General features: G+C 61.4%; 11 protein-coding genes. 6 read left to right on the top strand and 5 right to left on the bottom strand.

Annotated elements, in window-relative coordinates:
* Positions 1 to 5: 5 nt before the first annotated feature.
* The 5 genes from JFT58_RS01590 (at position 6) to gcvH (ending at position 5,832) form a co-directional block, all read left to right on the top strand.
* A complete protein-coding gene (locus JFT58_RS01590) occupies positions 6 to 1,223 on the top strand; it encodes a 2-octaprenyl-3-methyl-6-methoxy-1,4-benzoquinol hydroxylase (protein WP_169918784.1) in 1,218 nt (405 codons plus the stop codon).
* Between the two features lie 162 nt (positions 1,224 to 1,385).
* Positions 1,386 to 2,390, top strand: coding sequence for an extracellular solute-binding protein (locus JFT58_RS01585; RefSeq protein WP_014720404.1), 1,005 nt, complete (start codon positions 1,386 to 1,388; stop codon positions 2,388 to 2,390).
* A 150-nt stretch (positions 2,391 to 2,540) separates the two neighbouring features.
* Positions 2,541 to 4,157, top strand: coding sequence for an ABC transporter permease (locus tag JFT58_RS01580; RefSeq protein WP_054895990.1), 1,617 nt, complete (start codon positions 2,541 to 2,543; stop codon positions 4,155 to 4,157).
* A gap of 156 nt (positions 4,158 to 4,313) precedes the next feature.
* A complete protein-coding gene (gcvT, locus tag JFT58_RS01575; RefSeq protein WP_034129004.1) occupies positions 4,314 to 5,396 on the top strand; it encodes a glycine cleavage system aminomethyltransferase GcvT in 1,083 nt (360 codons plus the stop codon).
* Positions 5,397 to 5,448: 52 nt separating this feature from the next.
* Entirely contained in the window at positions 5,449 to 5,832 is a 384-nt protein-coding gene (gcvH, locus tag JFT58_RS01570; RefSeq protein WP_054895989.1) for a glycine cleavage system protein GcvH, read from the top strand.
* A 144-nt stretch (positions 5,833 to 5,976) separates the two neighbouring features.
* On the opposite strand, the gene JFT58_RS01565 is transcribed toward gcvH, so the two are convergent.
* The 4 genes from JFT58_RS01565 to JFT58_RS01550 form a co-directional block, all read right to left on the bottom strand.
* A complete protein-coding gene (locus JFT58_RS01565; protein WP_198834279.1) occupies positions 5,977 to 7,119 on the bottom strand; it encodes a DegT/DnrJ/EryC1/StrS family aminotransferase in 1,143 nt (380 codons plus the stop codon).
* A gap of 164 nt (positions 7,120 to 7,283) precedes the next feature.
* Positions 7,284 to 7,598, bottom strand: coding sequence for a DUF2388 domain-containing protein (locus JFT58_RS01560; RefSeq protein WP_003176799.1), 315 nt, complete (start codon positions 7,596 to 7,598; stop codon positions 7,284 to 7,286).
* Positions 7,599 to 7,676: 78 nt separating this feature from the next.
* The gene (locus JFT58_RS01555; RefSeq protein WP_054895987.1) at positions 7,677 to 9,374 is read right to left on the bottom strand and encodes a GspE/PulE family protein; all 1,698 of its coding nucleotides are present in this window, start codon (positions 9,372 to 9,374) and stop codon (positions 7,677 to 7,679) included.
* 79 nt (positions 9,375 to 9,453) lie between these two features.
* Positions 9,454 to 9,792, bottom strand: coding sequence for a hypothetical protein (locus JFT58_RS01550; RefSeq protein WP_038451930.1), 339 nt, complete (start codon positions 9,790 to 9,792; stop codon positions 9,454 to 9,456).
* Positions 9,793 to 9,919: 127 nt separating this feature from the next.
* On the opposite strand from JFT58_RS01550, the gene JFT58_RS01545 reads away from it, so the two are divergent.
* The gene (locus tag JFT58_RS01545) at positions 9,920 to 10,390 is read left to right on the top strand and encodes an Lrp/AsnC family transcriptional regulator (RefSeq protein ID WP_054896032.1); all 471 of its coding nucleotides are present in this window, start codon (positions 9,920 to 9,922) and stop codon (positions 10,388 to 10,390) included.
* 127 nt (positions 10,391 to 10,517) lie between these two features.
* On the opposite strand, the gene JFT58_RS01540 is transcribed toward JFT58_RS01545, so the two are convergent.
* Positions 10,518 to 11,885, bottom strand: a complete 1,368-nt coding sequence (locus JFT58_RS01540; protein WP_020301821.1) for a CYTH domain-containing protein — start codon at positions 11,883 to 11,885, stop codon at positions 10,518 to 10,520.
* Positions 11,886 to 11,943 lie beyond the last annotated feature (58 nt).

Genomic DNA, 11,943 nt, shown 5'->3' with positions numbered 1-11,943 from the left:
TGGACATGCGCGCAGATGTGCTGATTGTCGGGGCCGGAATGGTCGGAAGCGCCCTGGCGCTGGCGTTGCAGGGCAGTGGCCTGCAGGTGCTGCTGCTCGACGGCAGCCCGTTGAGCGTCAAGCCGTTTGAACCGGCTGCGGCGTTTGAACCGCGGGTGAGCGCGCTGTCGGCGGCCAGCCAGCGCATTCTTGAGCGCCTGGGCGTGTGGGACGGCATCGTAGAGCGGCGTGCCAGCCCCTATGGCGAAATGCAGGTATGGGACGGCAGCGGCACTGGGCAGATCCACTTCTCGGCGGCCAGCGTGCATGCGGAGGTGCTTGGGCATATCGTCGAGAACCGCGTGGTGCAGGATGCCTTGCTCGATCGCCTGCATGACTGCGACCTCGGCCTGCTGGCCAATGCGCGCCTGGAACAAATGCGCCGATCCGGCGATGACTGGTTGTTGACCCTGGCCGACGGCCGCAAGCTGCGCGCGCCGCTGGTGGTGGCCGCCGACGGTGCCAACTCCGCCGTACGCCGCCTGACCGGTACACCTACCCGCGAATGGGATTACCTGCACAACGCCATCGTCACCAGCGTGCGCAGCAGTCAGCCGCACCAGCGCACCGCGTGGCAACGTTTCACCGACACCGGCCCGTTGGCGTTCCTGCCGCTGGTGCGCGATGGGCAGGAAGACTGGTGCTCGATTGTCTGGTCGACCACGCCCGCCGAATCCGAGCGCTTGATGGCGCTGGATGACGAAGGCTTCTGCCGTGAGCTGGAGCGTGCTTTCGAGGGGCGCCTGGGCACCGTGCTCAGTGCTGACCCGCGTGTGTGCGTACCGTTGCGCCAGCGCCATGCCAAACGCTATGTGGCCGAAGGCCTGGCACTGATCGGCGACGCCGCTCACGTCATCCACCCGTTGGCGGGGCAGGGCGTCAACCTGGGTTTCCTCGATGCAGCCGTGCTGGCCGAAGTGCTGTTGGCGGCGACCGAGCGCGGCGAGCGCCTGGCCGATGTGAAAGTGCTGAGCCGTTACGAGCGGCGCCGCATGCCCCATAACCTGGCGCTGATGGCGGCGATGGAAGGCTTTGAGCGCTTGTTCCAGGCCGATCAACTGCCGCTGCGCTGGTTGCGCAACGCGGGTTTGAAAATCGTCGACCAGATGCCCGAAGCCAAGGCAGTGTTTGTGCGCCAGGCGCTGGGATTGACTGGCGATCTTCCCGAACTCGCCAAACCCTGAACTGACAATACAACCCTCTGTGGGAGCCGGGCTTGCCCGCGATGAGGCCGTCAGCTCCGGCGCATATTCTGGCTGTGCAACATCTGGTAACGCCTCCACCAAGCGTTACCAAATGTGAGTCCTTATCATTTGCCCTCCATTTGCAAATGAGAGACCGCACCCATGTTGGCACCCAAGCGCCTCCTGACTGCCCTGGCACTCACCCTGATCGGCAGCACCACCGTGCAGGCGGCCGACGAAGTCGTGGTCTACTCCTCGCGTATCGACGAACTGATCAAGCCCGTGTTCGACGCCTACACCAAAAAGACCGGCGTACAGGTCAAGTTCATCACCGACAAGGAAGCCCCGTTGATGCAGCGCATCAAGGCCGAGGGCGAGAACGCCACCGCCGACCTGCTGCTCACCGTTGACGCCGGCAACCTCTGGCAGGCCGAGCAGATGGGCATCCTGCAACCGTTCACCTCTCCTGTCATCGACAAAAATATTCCTCTGCAATATCGCTCATCGGCCCACGCCTGGACCGGTTTGAGCCTGCGTGCGCGAACGATCGCCTATTCCACCGACCGGGTAAAACCGGGCGACCTGACCACCTACGAAGCCCTGGCCGACAAGCAGTGGGAAGGCCGCCTGTGCCTGCGCACGGCGAAAAAAGTCTATAACCAGTCGCTGACCGCCACGTTGATCGAGACCCATGGCGCGGCCAAGACCGAAGAAATCATCAAGGGTTGGGTGAATAACCTCTCCACCGACGTGTTCTCCGATGACATCGCCGTGCTGGAGGCGATCAACGCCGGGCAGTGCGACGTGGGTATCGTCAACACCTATTACTACGGTCGCCTGCACAAGCAGAAGCCAGACCTGGCAGTGAAGTTGTTCTGGCCGAACCAGGGCGACCGCGGCGTGCATGTGAACCTCTCTGGCATCGGCCTGACCCAGCACGCACCGCACCCGGAAGCGGCCAAGGCGCTGGTGGAGTGGATGACCACGCCTGAGGCGCAGAAGATCTTCGCCGACGTCAACCAGGAATTCCCGGCCAACCCGGCGGTACCGCCATCGGCGGAAGTGGCGACCTGGGGCAAGTTCGTGGCCGATACCTTGCCGGTGGAAGTGGCAGGCAAGCGCCAGGCCGAAGCGATTCGCCTGATGGATCGCGCTGGCTGGAACTGAAGCTGCGCCGCTTAACTGTGGGAGCTGGCTTGCCCGCGATTGCATCACTTCGGTATCACTGATACACCGAGGTGCTTGTATCGCAGGCAAGCCAGCTCCCACATTGGTTAGTGGCCGCTTCAACATCTTTATTTTTCTGAGAGCTTTTCCTTGGCCCACCCCGCCCAACGTCGCTGGTACCTACCGGTTTTCAGCGTCGCCGCCCTGGTGCTGTTGCCGCTGAGCGTGCTGCTGCTGTCCTGGCAAAGCATCGACCCGCAGATCTGGTCGCACCTCTGGGACACTCAGATGCCCCGCTTGCTGGGCAACACCTTGACCCTGGTGCTCGGTGTCGGCCTGGGCGTGACGCTGCTGGGCGTCAGCCTGGCCTGGCTGACCAGCCTGTGCGAGTTCCCCGGGCGGCGCTGGCTCGATTGGGCACTGATGTTGCCCTTTGCAATCCCTGCCTATGTGCTGGCCTTTGTGTTCGTGGGCCTGCTGGATTTCGCCGGTCCGGTGCAAACCCTGCTGCGCGAGTGGTTCGGCACCGGGTTGCGCTTGCCGCGGGTACGCTCTACCAGCGGCGTGGTCATTGTGTTGGTGCTGGTGTTCTATCCCTATGTCTACCTGCTGGCGCGCAGCGCGTTCCTGGCCCAGGGCAAAGGCTTGATGGAAGCGGCGCGGGTGCTGGGGCAATCGCCATGGCAAGCGTTCTGGCGCGTGGCATTGCCAATGGCGCGACCAGCAATTGGTGCCGGTGTGGCCTTGGCGCTGATGGAGACGCTCGCGGATTTTGGCGCGGTCTCGGTGTTCAATTTCGACACCTTTACCACCGCAATCTATAAAACCTGGTACGGCTTTTTCAGCCTGTCCAGTGCCGCGCAACTGGCCAGCCTGCTGCTGCTGGTAGTGATGCTGGTGCTGTATGGCGAGCGACGTGCGCGCGGGGCCAGCCGACCGAGCAATGAGCGCCCACGGGGCAAGGCGTTGTACCACCTGCGCGGGTTCAAAGCCGTGGCGGCCAGCGCGTGGTGCAGCTTGGTCTTCGCCTGTGCGTTCGTGATTCCGATGCTGCAACTGGTGGCGTGGTTCTGGCAGCGTGGCCGCTTCGACCTGGATGAACGTTACACCGGGCTGATCGTGCATACCCTTTACCTGGGCGGTATCGCAGCGCTGATCACGGTCAGCGTGGCGCTGATACTGGCCTTTGCCAACCGTCTGGCGCCCACTCGCGCGATTCGCTCCGGTATCAGCCTGGCCAATGTCGGCTATGCCTTGCCAGGCTCGGTGCTGGCGGTGTCGATCATGCTGGCGTTCAGTTACCTGGACCGCGAGTTGGTGGTGCCGCTCTCCGGATGGCTGGGCGGGGCGGGCAAGCCTTTGCTGCTGGGCAGCCTGTCGGCACTGGTGCTGGCGTACCTGGTGCGGTTTCTGGCGGTGGGCTACGGGCCGCTGGAAAACAGCCTGGCGCGAATCCGTCCGTCACTGCCCGAAGCGGCACGCAGCCTTGGCGTGAGCGGCCCACGACTGTTTTGCAAAGTGTATCTGCCGTTATTGCTGCCGGGCACGTTGAGCGCAGCGCTGCTGGTGTTTGTGGATGTGCTCAAGGAAATGCCCGCCACCTTGCTGATGCGCCCGTTTGGTTGGGACACCCTGGCGGTCCGCATCTTTGAAATGACCAGTGAAGGCGAATGGGCGCGGGCGTCTTTGCCGGCGCTGACCCTTGTGCTGGTTGGCTTGTTGCCGGTCATCGGGCTGATTCGTCGCTCGGCTCGGCAAATCGGTTAGGTGCCAGTCCTACGGCTTGAGGCTACAATGCGCGGCATTCGGTGCGCTCCGTCTTTCGGATCGACCTGCTGTATGTGGCTGCGGGCCTTGTAGTACGAGGTGTTCAGCGCAAGTGGCAGCTCTGCGCGCCTTCGCCAAGCCCGGAAGGAGAAACCCATGGGACAGCGTACGCCTCTGTATGACCTGCATCTCGCCCTCGGCGCGAAAATGGTCGATTTTGGCGGTTGGGATATGCCTTTGCATTACGGCTCGCAAGTTGAAGAGCACCACCAGGTGCGACGTGACTGCGGGGTCTTCGATGTATCTCATATGACCGTGATCGATGTCACCGGCCCCCAGGCCAAGGAATGGCTCCAGTACCTGCTGGCCAATGATGTCGACCGACTGCATGGCTGTGGCCGTGCGTTATACAGCGCCATGCTCAACGAGCAGGGCGGGGTGGTGGACGACATGATCGTCTACCGCACCGAAACCGGTTACCGCCTGGTGGTCAACGCCGCCACCCGCGATCAGGACATGGCCTGGATGCAGGCGCAACTGGGCACCTACTCAGTGCAGCTGCATGAGCGGTCAGAGTTGGCCATGCTCGCCATCCAAGGCCCCCACGCCCGGCAGAAAATCGCCGAACTGGTGACCCAGTCCCGTGGCACCCTGATCCACCAGCTCAAGCCGTTCGAAGGCCGGGCCGACGGTGACTGGTTTATCGCCCGCACCGGCTATACCGGCGAAGACGGCCTCGAAATCGTGCTGCCGGCCGATCAGGCACCGGGCTTTTTCAACGATCTGGTGGGCGCAGGCATTTCCCCCATCGGCCTCGGTGCGCGCGACACCTTGCGCCTGGAGGCCGGCATGAACCTGTATGGCCAGGATATTCACCAGGCCGTCTCGCCCCTGGCGGCCAACATGGCCTGGAGCATCGCCTGGGAACCGGTCGAGCGTAACTTCATTGGCCGCGCTGCGCTGGAAGCAGAAAAAGCGGCCGGCGTGCAGTTCAAACTGGTGGGGCTCGTCCTCGAAGAGCGTGGCGTGCTACGTGCTCATCAGGTGGTTCGTATCGCCAATGTTGGCGAAGGAGAGATCACCAGTGGTAGTTTCTCGCCTACGCTAAGCAAATCCATTGCGCTGGCGCGTGTGCCGACGGCGACTGCCGACCGGGCCGAAGTGGAAATCCGCGGCAAGTGGTATCCGGTTCGAGTGGTCAAGCCGACCTTCGTGCGTCATGGCAAAACCCTGATCTAACCAATTCCGGCAGGCCAAAGGCCGCTGACATTTCATCTTGAGGACACAGACTATGAGCAATATCCCTGCCGACCTGCGTTTTGCCGAAAGTCACGAATGGGCCCGTCTGGAAGCTGACGGCACCGTGACCGTCGGGATCTCCGACCATGCACAGGAAGCTTTGGGTGATGTGGTGTTTGTTGAACTGACCGAAGTGGGCAAGGTGTTTGCCGCTGAAGATCAAGCGGGGGTGGTGGAGTCGGTCAAGGCCGCTTCGGACATCTACTCGCCGATTGCGGGCGAAGTGATTGCTGTCAACGAGGACTTGAGTGGCAGCCCTGAGCTGTTGAACTCTGACCCTTACGGCGCCTGGATCTTCAAGCTCAAGCCAAGCGACAAGGCTGAGCTGGACAAGCTGCTGGATGCCGCGGGCTACAAAGCCGCCATCGGCGAATAAACGCCATAGTTACAACGACACAAATCAATGTGGGAGCTGGCTTGCCTGCGATTGGATCACCCGGGTATCACCGATACACCGAGGTGCCAGCATCGCAGGCAAGCCAGCTCCCACAGTTGATTGGGGTGTGTCTGCTGGTTGTGATCAGTCTCTTTTCAATACGGCTTTAACCGCCGCTACAGCCCGCTCCACATCCGCCTCTGTCATCGCCGTGAACATCGGCAACGACACGATCAAACGCCCAACACGCTCCGCCACCGGGAACATGCCTTCCTTGAAACCCTGTGCCCGATACAGGCTCAGCAGGTGGATCGGCGGGTAGTGATAGCCGATACCCATGCCGTGGGCCTGCATCTGTTCCATGAACGTGGCGCGGGCTGGCAGGCCATCCTGGCGCTCCGGCAATACCAGTTGGAACAGGTGCCAGTTGCTGTTTTCGAAGTTGGCCGGCGGCAGTTGCGCGCCGTATTGGGCTTCGAAATCGCTGCCAAAGCATTTGAAGTAGTGCCGTGCCAGGTTCTGACGATGGGCGGTGATCTTCTCGATGTGCGCAAATTGCCCCAGGCCTATGGCGGCGGCAATGTCGGTCATGTTGAACTTGCCACCCAGCACATCCACATCCAGGCCATCGAAGCCGCTGCGGGTGACGCCTTGCAGTCGGTACTTCTCTGCCAGACGGGCCTCCTCGGCATTGTTCAACACCAGGCAGCCGCCTTCGGACGACGTGATGTTCTTGTTCGCCTGGAAGCTGAAGGACACGAAGTCGCCGGTTGCGCCGATGCGTTCTCCATCCCAACTGGACCCCAGGGCCTGGGCAGCATCTTCGACAATACGCAGGTTGTACTTGTTGGCCAGCGCGTAGAGCATCGGCATATCCACAGGCAAGCCGGCCAGGTAGACCGGGATGATCGCCTTGGTGCGCGGAGTAATGGCCGCTTCTACCTGGGCCAGGTCGATATTGCGCGTCACCGGGTCGATGTCGGCAAAGACCGGAGTGGCACCGACTTCGAGAATCACGTTAGCCGTGGCAACCCAGGAAATTGGGGTGGTGATGACTTCATCCCCAGGCCCGATCCCGGCGATGCGCAAGGCGATCTCCATGGTGCAGGTGCCCGAGTTGAAGGTGCGTACCGGACGGCCGCCAAAATAGTCCGACAGCTGTGCTTCGAATGCCTGCACCTTTGGTCCGCTGGTGATCCAGCCGGAACGCAGAACATCGCCGACCGCCGAAATGGTGGCTTCATCAATGGTCGGTTTGGAAAACGGCAGGAAGGGCTGTTGGCTCATGACGAAGAAGGCATCCGTTTCAGGTAGGCAATGAAAGATAGACGAGTCAGTAGGGCATGGTTGCACGCTGAGACTGAATATAGCCTGTCATCCATGAACGATTCGTCATGCAGCAGGCAAAAAAATGCCGCTTGAGAAAGCGGCATTTTTTATGAGGGCAGTTGTTACTCGGTTACAGCATTCTTCGCCAGGATGGCGTTAGCCAGTTCCATGTCCGTGGCTTGGAGGCCAGGGTTATCGGCGCGGACCTTCTGCATGGCCGCTTCCAGATACGGGCCGCGAATGCCGCCGTCGCTGGCGACGAAGCTGCCCGCGTCGTCCTGGGCGGCGACCACCAGCTTGTGGTCCTTGAAGGTCAGGTAAGTCGAGCCAGTGGTGGCGCCCGACGAGATGACATTACGCCAGAAGCTATCGGCCATGGCTGAGCCGACAGGTAGGGAAAGCACAGCGAGGGTTGCGACAGCATATTTGAGACGCATGATGGGTGACTCCGGTGGGTTATCTGTACGTTTTGATTGTAGTTAACCCGATCCAGTTCCATCACTGACTAAACAGTTTCAGTACTCGATCAAACCCGAAGAATTTGTTTCTGAATCCCCTGGCGTGACCCGCAATACCTCCGTCATCGTGGTCAGGCCGGCCTTCACTTTCTCGACGCCGGCCATGCGCAGGCTGCTCATGCCCTGCGCCAGTGCCTCACGGCGCAGCGCTTGTACGTCCGCGCCCGGGGTGACCAGCGCTTGGAGTGCCGGGTCCATGAGCATGATTTCATACAGCCCGGCCCTGCCTCGATAACCGCTGTCACGGCATTGCGCACAGCCGACGGCTTCGCAGCCGTCAGCGTCCTCCTGGCCCAGCGGGCGCTTGCAATGGCTGCACAGCAGCCGCACCAGGCGCTGCGCCATCACACCTATGAGCGTAGCTTTGATCAAATAGTGAGCAACGCCCAGTTCCTGCAGGCGGCTGATGGCGCTGGGTGCATCGTTGGTGTGCAAGGTCGAGAAAACCAGGTGCCCGGTCAGCGCGGCCTGGATAGCCATCTCTGCGGTTTCCTGGTCGCGGATTTCGCCGATCATGATGATGTCCGGGTCCTGGCGCAGCAGGGCGCGGATGCCGCTTGCGAACGTGAGGTCGATGTTGTGCTGGACCTGCATCTGGTTGAAGGCCGGCTCGACCATTTCAATCGGGTCTTCCACCGTGCACAGGTTGACCTCGCGGGTCGCCAGTTGCCTGAGGGTGGTGTAGAGGGTGCTGGTCTTGCCTGAGCCGGTGGGGCCGGTGACGAGGATGATGCCGTGGCTGCGTCGCGTCATGGCGTGCCAGCGCTGCTGGTCGGCGTTGGACAAACCCAACTGGTCAAAGTCCTTGAGCAGCACTTGTGGGTCGAAAATTCGCATCACCAGTTTTTCGCCGAATGCCGTGGGCAGGGTCGAAAGCCGCAATTCCACTTCGACACCCGCAGGGTTCCTGGTCTTGACGCGGCCATCCTGGGGTTTGCGTTTTTCGGCCACGTTCATTCGCCCCAGGCTTTTCAGGCGGCTGACCACGGCCATGGTGACCTGTGGGGGAAATTGATAGACGTCATGCAGCAGCCCGTCAATGCGAAAGCGCACCCGGCCCTGGTCGCGGCAGGGCTCGATATGGATATCGCTGGCTCGTTGGCCAAAGGCGTATTGCAGCAGCCAGTCGACGATGTTGACGATATGCGCGTCGTTGGCATCCGGCTCCTTGTCGCTGGCGCCGAGGCTGAGCAAGTCGAGATTGCCAGGCGTCGTCATCTTTTCATCCGCACCGCTGACGGACTTGGCTAAACGGTAAAACTCGTTGATACAGCGCTGGATATCGCTGGGGTTGGCAACCACGCGCTTGATCGTGCGTCTGAGCACCTGGGACAGCCCGGCTTCCCAAGTGGTGATATTGGGTTGGGCACTGGCGACCGTCACGCTGTGGGCATCCACCGCGACTGCAAGAATGCCGTGGCGCTGAGCAAAGGCGTGGGACATCAAGGGCACCACGGCCGCCACATCAATCTTCAATGGGTCGATGCGCAGGTAAGGCTGGCCGACCTGCCGGGCCAGCCATTGAATCAAGGTCTCCAGACAAGGGCCCTGGGCTGCGATGCATTCCAAGGGATGCTGGCTGCCGGACGCTGGCGCCACCTTTTGCGCCGCCTGCGCCGTGATCAGCCCTTGCTCGACCAACGCCGGCAATAATTGCTGCAGTTCCAAGGGGTGATCGTGAGTGGCGACGGGCATGCAGGTTTTCCTGGGGCGTGGGGGTAATCCCAGGCTAGCCAGCCGCTGAAGATCCTGCTGGCGCTTGTATTGCCGGTTTTTACTGCGCCATCGCCGCCAACGCTTGAGGCCGCTCGGAATCAGCCGACCACAGCTCCAGGGTGCAGACGCTGATCAGGTTTCGAATCTTTTCACCGATCACTTGGGCGCGGTGCCAGCTCAGGCCGGTCATCACGATATCGATGCTCAGCAGGTCGGCTTCCCGGTTCATGCTGACCTGGGTGGGCGTGAGCAATTGCAGCGCGAAGTAGTTCAGCACCCGGCACAGCACGTCCGGTTCAGCCTCGGCGACGATGCGATAGTGCGCCTGGCAGTGGCTGCTATTGACGGCCCACGCATCGACGCGGGTGGCGGGGTAGGCGGTTTCGACGGCATGCATGCTGACTCTCCAGTTTCGACTGGAGAAATTTTTACATTCGCCTCGGGAGATTTCTTATCTAATATAAGCCTATTTGGCGATAAATAGACCAAAACAATTCAAGATAAGCCTATTCATGGGTACTTTTATGCACAATGAGTTGGACGCCTACGACCGCCGCATCCTGGCCTTGCTGCAAGAGGATGCCTCGCTCTCCAGTGCACAGATTGCCGAGCAGGTCGGCCTGTCGCAGTCGCCATGCTGGCGGCGTATTCAGCGGCTCAAGGAGGAGGGCGTGATCCGCGGCCAGGTCACCCTGCTGGACCGCAAGAAAATCGGGCTCAACACGCAGATTTTCGCCGAGGTCAAACTCAACGCCCACGGTCGCTCCAATTTCACCGAGTTCACCGAGGCGATTCGCGGGTTTCCGGAAGTGTTGGAGTGCTATGTGCTGATGGGGGCGGTGGACTTTCTGCTGCGTATCGTCACCTCGGATATCGAGGCGTACGAGCGGTTTTTCTTCGAGAAGTTGTCGATGGTGCCGGGGATTCAGGAGGTCAACTCGATTGTGGCGCTGTCGGAGATCAAGTCCACCACCAGCCTGCCAGTATTGCGCTGACAGGCATGCCATTGACTGTAGGAGCGAGCTTGCTCGCGAAGATCGTTAACGATAACGCGGGAAGCCTGGCTCCCCACATCGCTCTCGGGTTTTTCGCGAGCAAGCTCGCTCCTACAGGTAGAGTGACTTACAGGCGCAGAAGGGTCTTCCAGGCACGATTCTGATAAACCGCAATCGCCTGGTGCATACGCGCATCCAGCGATTCATCGGTAATCGGCTGGTTGGCCAGGTGCGCCAGCTTGTTCAGCTCGCCGTACAAACGGTCCAGCTCAGGAATGTCCACCACATGGCGCGCATGGTGCAGCCAGGCCTGGATGCGTTCGATGCGCGGCAGTTGCTCGGCCAGGTCTTCCGGCTGTTGCTGGTAGCGCTGCAGTTGCAGGGCGACAGCGTCGTCGGCCAACAGGCGTGGCAGCCAGTTGGTAATTTGCGCAGCGCCCTGGCGGTTGCCGCGCACGTTACGTTCGGCCGTCCAGGTGCGAGCCAGCAGCCAGCGCGAGAGGTTGAGTGAGAACAGGCCCCAGCGCACGTCTTGCAGCTCTTCGATGAACTGTTCCGGCGCGGCTTTGCGAATGTCTTCATCGTCGTCACCGGCCTGGACCAGCGGGCGCCAGTCTTCCAGCAACGCATCCAGGGCGCTGCGCAGTTCGCTGGTGGATTGGCGTGGCGCGGCCTGGCCGAGGCTGCCGATCAGGGCGCGCAACTCGCCGAGGTTCTCGACCCAGTCCTGCAACAGGCGCCAGTGGCCATTGAAGCGGTATTGCTCAGCCAGGCGCTGGCTGCTGCCCAGCAGGTGCCACAGGATCGCGGCGAAGGCGTCGTCCAATGGCATTTCGGCGTGGATCTGTGGCGCCGGCAGGCTCAGGGAATAGCTACTGGCGTCATACAGGCGATAGCCGCGTTCGGCCTTGCTGATGTCGCACGGCATCAGGGCCAGGGTTGCGGCCAGCTCGGCGGCCAGTTCCAGCAGGGCCGCCGGTTCGCCTTCGCGCAGTTCCAGTTCCAGCTCGCAGATTTCTTCTTTCTGCTTGCCGACCACCACATGGCCCAGGTCCAGGGCGGCTTCGATCACCACCTTGGCCTTGCCACGGCCCCAGGCGATTTCGGCGCGTTCACGCACGAAGTCGGTGGTGAAGATCGGCTTGAGAGTCTTTTTGTCCAGCTCGGCCAGTTGCTCGGGCCAGCACTCGCCATCGAGTTTCTTCACATCGAGCTTGGCTTTGGGCAGGTCCCAGTTGTATTCGTTGCGTTCCGACAAGCCGGCGACGCTTTGGCCGCGGGTCTTGAGGGTCTGGATGATGTCGTCACCGTCCTTGCGCAGGCGCAGGGCAACCTTGGCCTGGGCCAGGTCACGCTCGGGGGTGTCGAAGTACTGGTTCATCAACTCACGGCGTTCCCAGCCACTTTTGTTGCGTTTTTTCAGTAACGGGTGCTCACGCAGCGCGGCGAGTGTTTCGCGGCTGACGCGTAGCTTGATTTCGGTTTCTTTCTGCATGGCCGGAAAATCCAGGATCGGGAGCGCAGCCGGGGAAAAGTGTGGCTGCCAAGGTCGT

The sequence above is a fragment of the Pseudomonas sp. MF6767 genome (assembly GCF_016405475.1).
Taxonomy (GTDB): domain Bacteria; phylum Pseudomonadota; class Gammaproteobacteria; order Pseudomonadales; family Pseudomonadaceae; genus Aquipseudomonas; species Aquipseudomonas paracarnis.
Note: the sequence above shows the minus strand (reverse complement) of the source record. Positions and strands in the feature narration are given on the sequence as shown.